Here is a 14,351-nt window from a genome sequence, read left to right on the forward strand (position 1 = left end):
TCACTTGCGCATTAGTAAAACAAAGGGTGACTTCCATGCGTAGCTCCATCGCGGCGATCGCCGCCGTCCTTGCCCTGTCGGCCTGCACGACCGACGGCGCCGACACCCCGCCCGCCGCGGCATCCGCCACGCCGCCCGCCACCGCTGCCGCAGAACCGTCGATCGATACGATGAAGCGGCTGGTGCAGCAGCTGTCCTCCGACGCCTATGAGGGCCGCGCGCCCGGATCGCCCGGCGAGGAGAAGACGCTGGCGCTCCTCGCCGCCGAATTTAGCAAGCTCGGCCTGCAACCCGGCAACAAGGGCAGCTGGTTTCAGGACGTGCCGCTGGTCGAGATCAATGCGAGGAATGTCTCGCCGCTCAGGTTTACCGGCGGCAAGAGCGACGTCACCGCCGCCTATGGCCCGGAAATGGTGATCGGCACTTATCGCACCACCCAGCCCAGGATCGCGATCAAGGACAGCCCGGTGGTGTTCGTGGGCTATGGCATCAACGCGCCCGAAAAGGGCTGGAACGACTATGCCGGGCTGGACGTGAAGGGCAAGACGGTCGTCATCCTGGTCAACGACCCCGATTATGAAACGCCGGGGCTGACCGGCCCGTTCAACGGCCGGGCAATGACCTATTATGGCCGCTGGACATACAAATATGAGGAGGCCGCGCGGCAGGGCGCGGCCGCCGCGATCATCGTGCACGATACCGTACCGGCCGCCTATGGCTGGAACGTCGTGCAATCAAGCTGGACCGGGGCGCAGCATGTCGCGGACAGCGCCAACGGCAATGCCGACCAAGCTCAAGCGATCGGCTGGCTCCAGAAGGACAAGGCGGCCGCGCTGTTCGCCAGCGCGGGCCTGAACCTGGACGCACAAATGGCCGCGGCGAAGAAGCCGGGCTTCAAGGCCGTGCCGCTAACAGGGGTGAAGGCCAATGTCTCGTTCGACAACGACCTGCGCAAACATATGTCGAAAAATGTCGTGGCGCTGCTGCCCGGCAAGACGCGGCCGGATGAATATGTCCTCTACAGCGCCCATTGGGATCACCTCGGCCATTGCCAGGCCGCGCCGGACGGCGACGACATCTGCAACGGCGCGGTCGATAACGCGACCGGCACGGCAGCGCTGGTGGCGCTGGCGCAGGCCAATGTGCAGGCCGGGCCGACCGACCGCAGCCAGGTGTTTCTGGCGGTGACGGCCGAGGAATCGGGTCTGCTGGGATCAGCCTATTATGGCAACAACCCCGTCTTCCCCTTCGCCAAGACGGTGGGCGGCGTGAACATGGATGCGCTCAGCGTCGCGGGCCTGGCGAAGAATGTCGTGGTGATCGGCAAGGGCAAGTCGCAGCTCGATGGCTATCTAGACCGGGCCTTGTCCACGCAGGGCCGGGTATCGACGCTGGAACCGACCCCTGAAAAGGGCTTCTACTATCGTTCGGATCATTTCAGCTTCGCCAAACATGGCGTGCCGATGCTGTATTTCGAAGGCGGCGAGGATTTGGTCAAGGGCGGCACCGCGGCGGGACTGGCCGCGGCGGAGGATTATACCACCAACCGCTATCATGGCCCCAAGGACGAATATGACGCCAGTTGGGACTGGACCGGCGTGCAGGCCGACCTGACACTCTATTACAATGTCGGCCGCGATCTGGCGACCACGACCGACTGGCCCAACTGGGTGGATGGCGATGAATTCCGCGCCATCCGCGACAAGGATCGGGCGGGGCAATAAACGCTATCGTGCTCCTGCGTAGGCAGGAGCACGCCCTTCCGGGGCTCGATGCGTCACTCCCCGGCCGGCGTATAGGTCCAATTCTGCGCCTGGCTGCCGTCCATCCTGGCGGTTTCGGCCATCAGCAGCCGCCCCTCCCGCCAGTAACGGATGCGTTGGGGATAATCATGGTCAGGGTTGGCGAAGCTGATGTCCCGCACCCCTTCCGCGACGACGGGGAAGATGGTTGCGGGGCCGCCTTCGGGCGCGGCATGGAGGGTCAGCGATCCGTCGGCCGCACGCACGATGCGCATCACTTCCCAGGACCGCAGCGTTTCTCCGCGTCCGGTGCGACCCACGCCGATCATCGTGCCGCCGCGCGGCAGCGTCCACACCTCTTCGGTCCAGCGATCGTCCCGCTTTTGCAGCCATTCGCCGGTCAGCCAGTCGGGCAATTCGCCCGCGTTGCTAATAGCCGGCAGCGCCAGCAGCAGCGCCGCAGCGATGATCGAAACTTGTCTCTTCATGGCCTTCGCCCTCTGTCCACACGCCATCCGGCACGCTATGGAGCGCGCGCAAACCCCGCTATCACGGATCGGCACCCTGCCGAGCAAGGATAAAAGCCATGACTTTCCGTATGTCCGCCGAATGGGCACCGCACGACTGGACCTGGATCGGCTTTCCGACCAACCCCGCCGAATGGCCCGGCGCGTTCGAGGAAGCGCGCCAGCAGATCGCTGCCTTCGCCAGCGCCCTCCATGCCGACGGTAGGGGCGAGGAGGTGCGGCTGGTCGTGGCCAATGAAGCCGATGCGCTCGCCGCTCGCGCGCTGGTCGCATCAGGTGTCTCGATCGTTGTTCAGCATCTGGGCGACGTCTGGCTGCGCGACACCGCGCCGATCGCGGTTCTGAACGGCGCAGGAGGCCGGGCGCTGGTCGATTTCGGCTTCAACGGCTGGGGCGGCAAATATCAGATGCCGGGCGACGAGGATATCGGCGCGCGGCTGGCCGCGACCACCGATATGCCGGTTTCGACCCAGCATTGGGTTTTCGAAGGCGGCGCGATCGACACCGACGGCACCGGCCTGTTCGTGACGACCGAGCAATGCCTGCTCAATCCCAACCGCAACCCGGACCTGGACCGCGGCAAGATCGAGACGCTGCTCGCCGGCGCGCTGGGCCTGTCCAACATGCTGTGGCTGGGCGATGGGCTGCTCAATGACCATACCGACGGCCATGTCGACAATCTCGCCCGCTTCGTCGCGCCGGGCAAACTGGCGCTACCGATCGCAACGACGCAGGACGATCCCAACGCCGCCCTCTATGCCGACGCCCGCGCCCGCGCGCAGGCGCATGGCGTCGAGGTGGTGGACATCCCCTCCCCCGGCCTGGTGCTGGTGGATGGGGAGGCGATCCCGGCCAGCTACATGAATTTCTATGTCGGCAACGCCGCCGTCATCGTGCCCGTCTATGGCCAGCCCAACGATCAGGCCGCGCTCGACGCCTTCCGCCCCTTCTTTCCGGGCCGGGATATTGTCGGGCTGCGGAGCGACGCCATATTGTCGGGCGGCGGCAGCTTCCATTGTTGCAGCCAGCAGATGCCATCCGTCTGATAGGTTCAGGGACAGACATGACCAAAGTAACCGTAGCCGCGCTTCAGCTTAGCTTTTCCGACGATATGGGCGAGAATATCGCCAAGGTCGCGGACCATGTGCGCAAGGCCGCGATGCGCGGCGCTAAAATCATCCTGCCGCCCGAACTGTTCGAAGGGCCGTATTTCTGTTGCGTCGAGGATGAGGCCCTGTTCGCCAACGCCCAGCCTACCGATACGCATCCAGCGGTGCAGGCAATGCGCAAACTCGCCAAGGAACTGGGCGTCTATATCCCGACCAGCTTTTTCGAGCGAGACGGCCAGCATCACTACAACTCGCTCGCGATGATCGACGACGAAGGTGAGATCATGGGCGTCTATCGCAAGAGCCACATTCCCGACGGGCCGGGCTATGAGGAAAAATATTATTTCCGCCCCGGCAATAGCGGATTCAAGGTGTGGCCGACCAAATATGGCACCATTGGCGTGGGCATCTGCTGGGACCAATGGTATCCTGAAACGGCGCGCTGCATGGCGTTGATGGGGGCGGAAATGCTGTTCTATCCCACCGCGATCGGCTCCGAACCTTATGATACGGAACTGGACACCAGCCGCATGTGGCGGCGGGCGATGATCGGCCATGCGGTCAGCAACTGCATGCCAGTGATCGCCGCCAACCGCATCGGCGACGAGGACGGCCAGCTTTTCTACGGCCACAGCTTCATCACCGACGAATGGGGCGATTTCGCCGCCGAAGCGGACGCGAAGGACCAGGGCGCGCTGGTCGCCACGCTGGACCTGGCCAAAGCGCGCACCCATCGCGCGGGCATGGGCTTCTTCCGCGATCGCCGACCCGACCTTTACGGTCGGATCGCGCAGGATATCTGAATGGACGCGACTGATAGCGAAGATGCCACCGGTCAGCCCGACGACCTCAGCCGGCCGCAAAAGCGGTTGCTGAAGCGGATGTATAATGGGCGCACCGTCCCCGTCACGGCGGACGATCGCCCCTTCCTGACCTATAAGGACGCCCTGCGCTATCTGCTGTCGCTGCCGATCGACGCGCGCGAGGCCAGCTATGCGCAGATGAAGGCGCAGGCCAGGGATGGGGTTCGATAGACGCGCCCCATCTCTATGCGCTGGCGCTGGGATCGAACAGGCCGCTGTCCGTGCGGCGCACGCCCGCGCAGCTGCTGACGGAGGCGATAGCGCTGATCGGCGAACATGCGCGGGTGCTGCGCATTGCGCCCACGCTCTCCACTACGCCGCTCGGCCCGTCGGCCCGCCGCTTCGCCAATAGTGCGATCCTGGTCGAAAGCGCGCTGTCCCCGCCCGCAATGCTGGGCTTCCTTCAGAACATCGAAAACCGGCTGGGCCGCCGCCGCTATCGCCGCTGGGGGGCGCGCAGCGTCGATATCGACATCATCCTGTGGTCGGGCGGCCCGTGGCGCAGCCGGACGCTGACCATTCCCCATGCCGCCTATCGCAGCCGCAGCTTCGTGCTGAAGCCGCTGCTGGCGGTCGCCCCCGATTGGCGCGACCCGCATCTCGCGATCACCGTCCGCCATCTGCATGCGCGGTTACAAAAAGCCGCCCCAAAGAGTTGACCATCCGCCCCGCCGCCTTTAGGGCAACCTCCACCGCTTCGGGGGTCCATAGCTCAGTCGGTAGAGCAACTGACTTTTAATCAGTAGGTCGCTGGTTCGAACCCAGCTGGACTCACCATCATCGTTCCGGTCGCATCAGCGCGACGGAGCGGCCGCCCACTTCGATAGCGCCGTCCGCCACATGAAAGCGGCAGGGTTGCGCGTCGCCATTGACGCAGATCGCGACCCCGCTCGCGCGGTAGCGCATCGTCAGGCGGCGGCGGGACGGGTCTTCCCACTGGCCCACGGTCAGCGCCCGTCCATCCTCGTCCAGCCATTCCACGTCGGCATCGGACAATAGCGTCACGCCGCTCAGATCGGGCGTGTCCGCCCGCAGCCTAGCCAGTGCGAAACTATGCGCCTCCAGATCGCGATCCCGCCCGTCCCAATCGATCCAGCCGATCGCATTATCCTGCGCATAGGCATTGTTGTTGCCCTGCTGGGTTCGGCCGAACTCGTCGCCAGCGGTCAGCATGATCGCGCCGCGCGATGCGAAGAGAGTGGCAAACAACGCCTTGATATCGCCGACCCGCGCGGCCTCAATCGCCGGATCATCGCTCGTCCCCTCGACGCCATTGTTCCAGCTGAAATTTTCGCCATGACCATCGCGATTCTGTTCGCCATTGGCATCATTGTGGCGCTGCTCGTAAGCGGTCAGGTCGGCCAGGGTGAAACCATCATGGGCGGCCAGGAAATTGACGCTGCGGGTCATGCCGTTGCCGAAAATATCCGATGAACCGGCCAGCCGCGTAGCCAACGCGCCCAGCGTTCCCGCATCGCCGCGCCAGAAGCGGCGCATGTCGTCACGATAGCGGTCGTTCCATTCCAGCCACCCCTCGCCGAAATTGCCCAGTTGATAGCCGCCCGGACCGATGTCCCACGGCTCGGCGATCAGGATGCGGTCTGCCAGCAGCGGATCGGCGCGCATCTCCTGCAACAATGGCGCATGGGGATCGAAGCCGTCCGCCATCCGCCCCAGCGCCGGGCCAAGGTCGAAGCGGAAGCCATCCACCCCCGCCTGTGCCACGAAATAGCGCAGCGAATCGAGGATCAGGCGGCGCGTGACCGGCGCGTTGCAGGCGATACTGTTGCCGGTGCCGGTATCGTTGATCAGCCGCCCGTCGGCTCCGTGGCGGAAATAGCCGCGCGCATCCAGCCCGCGCAGCGACAGGGTCGGCCCCTGCGCGTCGCTTTCGCCGTCATGATTGTAAACCATGTCGAGGATCACGCCGATGCCTGCCTGATGCAGCGCCGCCACCATCGCGCGCAATTCCGCCATGCCGCCAGGCGCCAGCCGCGGGTCGAGCGCGAAATAGCTGACCGGATTATAGCCCCAGGCGTTGGTGAGGCCCAGCGGCCCCAAATGCCGCTCGTCGATCCAGGCGTTGATCGGCATCAGCTCGATTGCGGACACATGCAGGCTTTGCAGATGCGCGATGACCGCCGGATGAGCCAGCGCCGCGATGGTACCGCGCTGCGCTGGCGGGACGTCAGGGTGCAGCATGGTGAAACCGCGCACCTGCACTTCGTAGATGAGGCCGCCCGGCGCGAAGCGTGGCGGCTCCGGCGGCAGCGGTTCGATTGCGGCCGCGACGACACCCTTGGGCATCAGCCGCGCGGTGTCGCACCCGCGCCCACGCGGCGCGCCCAGCGCCGGATCATAGTGGAACGCCCGGTCGATCGCAGGCGCATAGGGATCGAGCAGCAGCTTGTCGGGGTCGAACCACAGGCCCGCGTCCGGATCATAGGGGCCATCGGCGCGCAGGCCGTAGCGCGCGCCCGCGCCGACGCCCGCCGCCTCGACATGCCAGCAGCCGTCCGCATCGCGCAGCATCGGCAGGCGGACCTCGCGATCGTCGCTGTCGAACAGGCAAAGCCACAATTGGGTCGCCTCGGGCGACCAGACGCAAAAGCGTGTGCCGCTTGGCCCCACCGATATGCCCGGCGTCACGCCGCCTCCGCGATCAACGACCGATACAGGTCCGCATATTTCGCCGCGCTATGGGGCCAGGAAAAGTCGGCGCGCATCCCCGCGCGTTGCATCGCCTGCCACGCCACCTTGTCCCCATACAGGTCCACCAGCCGGTTGATCGCGCCATGCAGCGCCAGCGGATCGGACGGCGTAAACACGATACCGGTCGCTGCGCCCGCGCCCACCGCGGCCTCATTAGCGTCGATCACCGTGTCGGCCAGCCCACCGACCCGCGCCACCACCGGCACGCAGCCATAGCGCAGCGCATAAAGCTGGGTCAGGCCGCACGGTTCGAAGCGCGAGGGGATCAATATGGCGTCCCCGCCCGCCTGCATCAGGTGCGACAGCGGCTCGTCATAGCCGATCTGCACGCCGATCCGACCACGATGCCGGTCCGCGGCCCCCAGGAGCGCGCCTTCGAGCGGATGATCGCCCGATCCCAGCACGGCCAGCTTGCCCCCCAGCGCGACCAGATGTTCGGCCGCGTCGATCATCATGTCCATGCCCTTCTGCCAGGTCAGGCGGCTGACGATGATGCAGATCGGCGCACCGTCATGATCCAGCCCGAAGCGCCGTTCGAGCGCACGGCGGTTCGCTGCTCGCCCGCCCAATGCGCGCGCGCTATACGGCTTGGCGATCAGGCCGTCGGTCGCCGGGTTCCAGATGTCGGTATCGACGCCGTTCAATATGCCGTGCAGCCGGTCCACCCGGCCGTTGATCAGGCCATCCAGCCCCATGCCATGGACCGCCGACCGGATTTCCTGCGCATAGCTGGGGCTGACCGTGGTGATCGCGTCGGCCGATACCAGCCCCGCCTTCAGATAGCCGGTGCCGCCATAATATTCGACGCCATCGACGCCCCAGGCTTCGGGCGGCAGGCCGAGGTCGGGGAAGATGCCCGCGCTATACCGGCCCTGGAAGGCGAGATTGTGGATCGTCACGACCTTGGGCACATGCGCCGCCGGGCCAAAGCGCATATAGGCGGCGGTCATCGCCGCCTGCCAGTCATGGACATGGACGATGTCGGGCCGCCACCCCTTCACCCCGTCCGCCGCTATATCCGCCCCGGCGCGCGACAGGGCGGCGAAGCGCCGCCAATTGTCGTTCCAGTCATTGCCGCCATGATCGCCATAGGGGCCGCCTTCGCGCGCGAAAAAGTCTGGCGCATCCAGCACCAGCAGGTCCAGGCCGTCGACCTGCGCGGCCAGCACGCTGGCGCTCGCCCCGAACAGATCGTCGTATCGGCGCACCGCCTTCGCCTTGCCCAGGCGCGCGATGACGGCGGGATAGCCGGGGATAAGCGTGCGCACCTGCACCCCCTGCCTCGCCAGCGCGCCGGGCAGCGCGCCCGCGACATCGGCCAGCCCGCCGGTCTTGATCAGCGGATAGATTTCGGACGCGACCGATAGCAGCTTGATCGTCATGGCGGGGATCAGGCCACCAGCCGGTCGATCATCGGCTGCGTCACCAGGCATATGCCGCTGTCCGTGCGACGGAAGCGCTGCGCATCGTCTTCGGGATGTTCGCCGATGATGAGGCCCGGCGGAATGATGATCCCAGAATCCAGCACGCATTTATGCAGCCGCGCCCCGCGCCCGATCTCGCAATCGGGCATGATGACGCTGTCCGTCACCGACGAGAAGCTGTGGGTGCGCACGCCCGAAAAGAGCAGGCTGCGATGGAGCGAGGAGCCGGACACGATGCACCCGCCCGCCACGAGCGAGGATGTGGCCGAACCGCGCCGCCCGTCCTCGTCATGCACGAACTTGGCGGGCGGTGTGACTTCTGAATAGGTCCAGAGCGGCCAGCTGCGGTCATAGAGGTCAAGCGAGGGAACGACATCGGTGAGGTCGATGCTGGCCTGCCAATAGGCGTCGATTGTGCCGACATCGCGCCAATAAGGCTCCAGCTCGCTCTCGGCGCGGACGCAACTACTGGAAAATCGATGCGCCACCGCTTTGCCATGCTTGACGATATAAGGGATGATATCGCCGCCGAAATCGCGCTTGCTCTTGGGATCGTCGGCGTCGCGACGCAATTGTTCGATCAGGAATTTGGTCTGGAAAACGTAGATTCCCATAGACGCCAGCGCCATGTCGGGCTGGCCGGGGATGCCGGGCGGGTCTTTGGGCTTTTCGATGAAGTCGGTGATGACGTCCTGCTCATCGACATGCATCACGCCAAAGCCGACCGCCTCCATCCGCGGCACCTCCAGACAGCCGACGGTGACGTCCGCGCCACTATCGACATGCTGTTGCAGCATCAACTCATAGTCCATTTTATAGACATGGTCGCCGGCCAGCAGCACCATATATTCGGGCGCATAGCTTTCGATGATGTCGATATTCTGGAACACCGCGTCGGCGGTGCCTTCATACCATTGGCTTTCCGACACGCGCTGGCTCGCGGGCAGGATGTCGAAACTTTCATTGCGTTCGGGGCGCAGGAAATTCCAGCCGCGTTGCAGGTGTCGGATCAGCGAGTGGGCCTTATATTGGGTCGCCACGCCGATCCGGCGGATGCCGCTGTTCAGCGCATTGGACAAAGCGAAATCGATGATCCGCGCCTTGCCGCCGAAATGCACGGCGGGCTTGGCCCGCTTGTCGGTCAGCTCGGCCAGCCGACTGCCGCGTCCGCCCGCCAGCACATAGGCCATGGCGTCACGCGCGATCGGCTGATGTCTCGTCTGCATTAAGCCTCTCCTTGCGTTACCCGCGACTGCCTGCACGCGCCGTCGGTGTTCAATAATCCAGTTCCAGCATCAAGGTTGCAAAGGGCGGGATGGTGATGTTCGCCCACCCTTCCTCGTCCGCCTGCACCTGCCCCATATTGCCCGCGCCGCTGCCGCCATAATCGGCCGCATCGCTATTCAATATCTCGCGCCACCGCCCGCCCGACGGCAGCCGCATCCGATAGCCATGGCGCAGCATCGGGGTGAAATGGCTGATGATGACGATCGGGCGAACGCCGGGCGCACGCCGTTGCCAGGCGAAGATCGAATCCGCCGCGCCATCGACCAGTACCCATTCGAACCCCTCCGGCTCGCAATCGCGCTCATGCAGCGCCGGGCGGGCGCGGTAGAGATGGTTGAGGTCGCTCACCAGCCGCTGCACGCCCAGATGCGGCCCATGGTCGAGCAGATCCCAGTCGAGCGGGCGCTCCTCGCTCCATTCGCTGCGCTGGGCAAACTCCTGCCCCATGAACAGCAGCTTCTTGCCCGGATAGCCCCACATGAAGCCATAATAGGCCCGCAGCGTTGCGAATTTCTGTGCATCATCGCCCGGCATCTTGTGCAGCAGCGACGCCTTGCCATGCACCACCTCGTCATGACTCAACGCCAGCACGAAATTCTCGGTAAAGGCATAGAGCAAGCCAAAGGTGATGTCGTCATGATGATGGGCGCGATGCACCGGATCACGCTGCAAATAACGCAGCGTATCGTGCATGAAGCCCATATTCCATTTGAAGCCAAAGCCCAGCCCGCCGGTGTGGACGGGCTTCGACACGCCGGGCCAGCTGGTCGATTCCTCGGCGATGGTCATGATGCCGGGCTGCGCGCCATACAGCGCCTTGTTCATCTGCTGGAGGAAGGCGACGGCCTCCACATTTTCCCGGCCGCCATGGTCGTTGGGTACCCATTCGCCGGGTTTGCGCGAATAATCGAGGTACAGCATCGACGCAACCGCATCGACCCGCAGGCCATCGACATGATAGCGTTCGGCCCAGAACAGCGCATTGTTGACCAGAAATTGCGACACTTCGCGCCGCCCGAAATTATAGATGGCGGTGTTCCAGTCGGGGTGGAACCCCTTGCGCGGGTCGGCATGTTCGTAGAGCGCCGTGCCGTCGAAATGCGCCAGACCATGTTCGTCGGTCGGGAAATGCGCCGGCACCCAGTCCAGAATGACGCCTATACCCGCCCGATGCGCCCCGTCCACGAAGCGCGCGAACCCCGCCGGATCGCCGAAGCGCGCGGTCGGCGCGTAAAGGCCCAGCGTCTGATATCCCCAACTGGGGTCATAGGGATATTCGCTGATCGGCAGAAATTCGATATGGGTGAAGCCCATGCCGACGACATAGGGGATCAGGCGGTTGGCCAGTTCGTCCCAGCTAAGGAAATTACCCTCGTCGTCGCGCTGCCACGACCCGGCATGGACTTCGTAGATCGACACCGGCTGGCGCCGGGCGTCGGTAGTGCGCCAGTGCTGGCGATGTCGGTCGTCTCCCCATTTATGGTCCAGCGGCGCAGCGACGATCGATGCGGTGGAGGGCCGCAATTCGCTTTTGAAGGCATAGGGATCGGCCTTGAGCGGCAGGCGCACGCTGTCCGCGCCGATAATTTCGAACTTGTACGCGCTGCCCGGACCGACTTCGGGCAGGAAAATCTCCCAAAGGCCCGCATCGGCGCGACGGCGCATCAGCCCGCGCCGACCATCCCAGCGGTTGAAGTCGCCCACCACCGACACGCGCCGCGCATTGGGCGCCCAGACCGCGAAATGCGTCCCCTCGACGCCTTCGTGCGTCATGACATGCGCGCCGAGCTTGTCGAACAGGCGGCCGTGCGATCCTTGCGCCAGATAATGATCGTCCATCGGACCCAGCACCGGACCGAAGCCATAGGGATCGATCATCGCATAGTGGCCGCCATCGCCAAAGGTGGCGACATAGCGCAACGGCTGGCGTTTGCGGATAGCAACCTTACCGAAAAACAGCCCGTCGCCATGAACCTGCGTCAGATTACCGACCGTCTTGCCGTCCAGCGTCTGCGCCGTCACGCTCAGCGCTTCGGGCATCACCATGCAGGCGGTGAAATCCCCCTTCCCCTCTATGGCGCCAGCCGGATGCACGCCAAGCGTGGCGAAGGGATCGTCGTCAAGGCCCGTAACCAGCCGGTCGATCTGTTCCGGCGTCAACGCCACCCTATCCCTCGCTTACGCTCATGGCGTGATTTTCCAGATTTCGGCCGCATATTCGCGGATCGTACGGTCGGACGAGAACCATCCCATGCGCGCGACATTGTGGATCGCCTTCTTCGCCCAGAGCGACTGGTCCATCCAGAGCGCATCGACCTGCCGCTGGGCCGCGGAATAGCTGTCGAAATCGGCCGCGACCATGAACCAGTCATGATCATATAATCCCTGCACCAGCCCCTTATAGCGGTCCGGGTCGTCGGGCGAGAAGACGCCGCTGGCGATTGCATCGAGCGCCTGGCCCAGTTCGCGGCTCTGGCCGATCACATCGCGCGGGACGTAGCCGCTGGCGCGCTGGTCGTTCACTTCCTGCGCGGTCAGGCCGAAGATGATGATATTATCCTCGCCCACATGGTCGCGCATTTCGACATTGGCACCGTCCAGCGTGCCGATGGTCAGCGCGCCATTGACCGCGAACTTCATATTGCCGGTGCCGGACGCTTCCATGCCCGCGGTCGAAATCTGTTCGGACAGGTCAGCGGCGGGGATCATCACCTCCGCCATGGAGACATTGTAATTGGGCACGAATTGCAGCTTCAGCAGCCCCTGTACCGCGGGATCATGATTGACCGCGCGGGCAACGTCGCCGGCCAGTTTGATGATCAGCTTGGCGTTGTGATAGCTCGACGCCGCCTTGCCGCCGAACAGCTTGACGCGGGGCACCCAGTCCTTTTCCGGGTGCGAGCGGATCTGGTCGTAGAGCGACACGGCCTCCACGATGTTGAGCAGCTGCCTTTTATATTCGTGGATGCGCTTGATCTGGATGTCGAACAGCGCAGCTGGGTCGATCCGGGCATTGAAACGCTTGCGCAGCAGGTCCGACAGGGCGCCCTTGTTGGCGCGCTTCACCGCCAGGAATTTCTCCTGAAACCCGCTATCGTCGGCAAAACCGTCCAGGTCGCGCAGCGCTTCGGGATCGTCCAGAAACCGATCGCCGATCGCCTCGCGGATGAGGCCCGTCAGGCCCGGATTGCACTGCATCAGCCAGCGGCGGAAGGTGACGCCGTTGGTCTTGTTGTTGATCCGCGTGGGATAGAGTTTGTGCAGGTCGGCAAAGACCGTGACCTTCATCAGGTCGGTGTGCAGCGCCGACACGCCATTGACGCTGTGAGACCCGGCAAAGGCGAGGTTGCCCATGCGCACGCGCCGATCCCCGCCCTCGTCGATCAGCGATATCGTGCCGATCGCGTCGTCGGTGAACTGGGCCGACCCATCTTCCGCTTTGAGACGGCGGGCTTCGCCCAGCAGCTTGCTGTTGATCGCATAGACGATCTGCATGTGCCGGGGCAGCAGCCGTTCGAACAGCGGCACCGGCCAGCTTTCCAGCGCTTCGGGCAGCAACGTATGGTTGGTGTAGCTGAAGGTGAGCCGCGTGATGTCCCACGCCTCGCCGAAATCCACGCCATGATCGTCCAGCAGGATGCGCATCAGCTCCGCCACCGCCACCGCGGGATGGGTGTCGTTGAGCTGGATCGCCGCCTTGTCCGGCAGGGTCAGGATGCTGCCAAAATATTGGATATGCCGCCGGACGATGTCCTGCAACGAAGCTGAGGAGAAGAAATATTCCTGCCGCAGCCGCAATTCCTGGCCGGCCGTTGAACTGTCGGCGGGATAAAGGACGCGGGTCAGCGATTCCGCCCGGTTGCTTTCGGCCAGTGCGCCCATATGGTCGCCTGCATTGAACTTGTCGAGCAGGATAGGGTCGATCGGCTGCGCTTCCCAGAGGCGCAGCGTATTGATCCGCTTGCCGCGCCAGCCCGCGATCGGCGTGTCATAGGGGGTCGCGATCACCCGTTCGGCCGGTCGCCAGCGCATCTGGTGCGGCCCGGCATCCTCGCCCTCCGCCGGATCAACCCGCCCGCCAAAGCCGATCTCGTAACTCGCTTCGCGCCGCTCAAACTCCCATGGATTGCCGTGCGCCAGCCAGTTTTCGGGCAATTCGACCTGCCAGCCGTCGCTGATTTCCTGCCGGAACATGCCGTTTACATAGCGGATGCCATAGCCATAGGCGGGCACGTCCACCGTCGCCATGCTTTCCATGAAGCAGGCGGCCAGCCGCCCCAGGCCGCCATTGCCCAGCGCCGCATCCGGCTCCAGCGCGGCGATGATGTCGATATCGACCCCCAGCGAGGCGAGCGCCGCCTGCATGTCGTCTAGCATTTCCATGTTGGAAGCCGCATCGCGCATCAGCCGGCCGATCAGGAATTCCAGGGACAGATAATAGACCCGCCGCCCTTCTTCCTCATAGGTTTTCTGGGTGGAGGTGATCCAGGCATCGATCACCCGGTCGCGGATCGCCAGGATGACGGCGTGCAGCCAGTCATGCGGCTTGGCCGCGGCCGCATTCTTGCCGATCCGATAGGTCAGGCGCTCGACAATTTCATGGGCGAGGACTTCCGGGTCCACCTGCCGCGGTGCGGGTATGGGAAGCTTGGTCTGGCCCTTGAGATTCACAGGCACGATCCCCCTT

At 64.4% G+C, this 14,351-nt stretch carries 11 protein-coding genes and 1 tRNA gene; 6 read left to right on the plus strand and 6 right to left on the minus strand.

The window, feature by feature from the left end:
* The first annotated feature begins 35 nt into the window (after positions 1-35).
* On the plus strand, positions 36-1,724 hold the full coding sequence (locus HHL08_RS11545; RefSeq protein WP_169573331.1) for a M28 family metallopeptidase: 1,689 nt from the start codon (positions 36-38) through the stop codon (positions 1,722-1,724).
* 53 nt (positions 1,725-1,777) lie between these two features.
* Here the strand turns inward: HHL08_RS11545 and HHL08_RS11550 are convergent, their stop codons facing one another.
* The gene (locus HHL08_RS11550) at positions 1,778-2,230 is read right to left on the minus strand and encodes a DUF6265 family protein (protein ID WP_169573332.1); all 453 of its coding nucleotides are present in this window, start codon (positions 2,228-2,230) and stop codon (positions 1,778-1,780) included.
* 98 nt (positions 2,231-2,328) lie between these two features.
* Here HHL08_RS11550 and HHL08_RS11555 point away from each other — a divergent pair, with 98 nt between their 5' ends.
* From HHL08_RS11555 to HHL08_RS11575, 5 genes are all read left to right on the plus strand, one after another.
* Positions 2,329-3,315 carry an agmatine deiminase family protein gene (locus HHL08_RS11555; RefSeq protein WP_169573333.1) on the plus strand — a complete coding sequence of 329 codons (987 nt, stop codon included), beginning with the start codon at positions 2,329-2,331 and terminating at the stop codon, positions 3,313-3,315.
* A 17-nt stretch (positions 3,316-3,332) separates the two neighbouring features.
* Positions 3,333-4,181: an N-carbamoylputrescine amidase gene (aguB, locus tag HHL08_RS11560; RefSeq protein ID WP_169573334.1), complete on the plus strand. Its 849-nt coding sequence runs from the start codon at positions 3,333-3,335 to the stop codon at positions 4,179-4,181.
* A complete protein-coding gene (locus HHL08_RS11565) occupies positions 4,182-4,412 on the plus strand; it encodes a hypothetical protein (protein ID WP_169573335.1) in 231 nt (76 codons plus the stop codon). It begins immediately after the preceding gene.
* 50 nt (positions 4,413-4,462) lie between these two features.
* Positions 4,463-4,900: a 2-amino-4-hydroxy-6-hydroxymethyldihydropteridine diphosphokinase gene (folK, locus tag HHL08_RS11570; RefSeq protein WP_328804648.1), complete on the plus strand. Its 438-nt coding sequence runs from the start codon at positions 4,463-4,465 to the stop codon at positions 4,898-4,900.
* A 42-nt stretch (positions 4,901-4,942) separates the two neighbouring features.
* Positions 4,943-5,018: transfer RNA gene (locus tag HHL08_RS11575), tRNA-Lys, on the plus strand.
* Here the strand turns inward: HHL08_RS11575 and glgX are convergent.
* Genes glgX through HHL08_RS11600 form a run of 5 tightly spaced genes read right to left on the minus strand, consistent with a single transcriptional unit; the run spans position 5,019 to position 14,335 of the window.
* The gene (gene glgX, locus HHL08_RS11580; protein ID WP_328804649.1) at positions 5,019-6,890 is read right to left on the minus strand and encodes a glycogen debranching protein GlgX; all 1,872 of its coding nucleotides are present in this window, start codon (positions 6,888-6,890) and stop codon (positions 5,019-5,021) included.
* Positions 6,887-8,335, minus strand: coding sequence for a glycogen synthase GlgA (gene glgA, locus HHL08_RS11585; protein WP_169573472.1), 1,449 nt, complete (start codon positions 8,333-8,335; stop codon positions 6,887-6,889). Before glgA ends, glgX begins: the two co-directional genes overlap by 4 nt.
* A gap of 8 nt (positions 8,336-8,343) precedes the next feature.
* Positions 8,344-9,603 (minus strand): glucose-1-phosphate adenylyltransferase, encoded by a 1,260-nt coding sequence (gene glgC / locus HHL08_RS11590; RefSeq protein WP_169573336.1) that lies wholly within the window; start codon positions 9,601-9,603, stop codon positions 8,344-8,346.
* A gap of 49 nt (positions 9,604-9,652) precedes the next feature.
* Positions 9,653-11,830, minus strand: coding sequence for a 1,4-alpha-glucan branching protein GlgB (glgB, locus tag HHL08_RS11595; protein ID WP_169573337.1), 2,178 nt, complete (start codon positions 11,828-11,830; stop codon positions 9,653-9,655).
* Positions 11,831-11,848: 18 nt separating this feature from the next.
* Positions 11,849-14,335 carry a glycogen/starch/alpha-glucan phosphorylase gene (locus tag HHL08_RS11600; protein ID WP_169573473.1) on the minus strand — a complete coding sequence of 829 codons (2,487 nt, stop codon included), beginning with the start codon at positions 14,333-14,335 and terminating at the stop codon, positions 11,849-11,851.
* Positions 14,336-14,351 lie beyond the last annotated feature (16 nt).

The sequence above is a fragment of the Sphingobium psychrophilum genome, from assembly GCF_012927105.1.
GTDB lineage: Bacteria > Pseudomonadota > Alphaproteobacteria > Sphingomonadales > Sphingomonadaceae > Sphingobium > Sphingobium psychrophilum.

Bases quoted from the DNA above. Each gene is read 5' to 3' on its own strand.
- HHL08_RS11545 (WP_169573331.1), top strand. From the start codon at position 36: ATGCGTAGCTCCATCGCGGCGATCGCCGCCGTCCTTGCCCTGTCGGCC.
- HHL08_RS11550 (WP_169573332.1), bottom strand. From the start codon at position 2,230: ATGAAGAGACAAGTTTCGATCATCGCTGCGGCGCTGCTGCTGGCGCTG.
- HHL08_RS11555 (WP_169573333.1), top strand. From the start codon at position 2,329: ATGACTTTCCGTATGTCCGCCGAATGGGCACCGCACGACTGGACCTGG.
- aguB (WP_169573334.1), top strand. From the start codon at position 3,333: ATGACCAAAGTAACCGTAGCCGCGCTTCAGCTTAGCTTTTCCGACGAT.
- HHL08_RS11565 (WP_169573335.1), top strand. From the start codon at position 4,182: ATGGACGCGACTGATAGCGAAGATGCCACCGGTCAGCCCGACGACCTC.
- glgA (WP_169573472.1), bottom strand. From the start codon at position 8,335: ATGACGATCAAGCTGCTATCGGTCGCGTCCGAAATCTATCCGCTGATC.
- glgC (WP_169573336.1), bottom strand. From the start codon at position 9,603: ATGCAGACGAGACATCAGCCGATCGCGCGTGACGCCATGGCCTATGTG.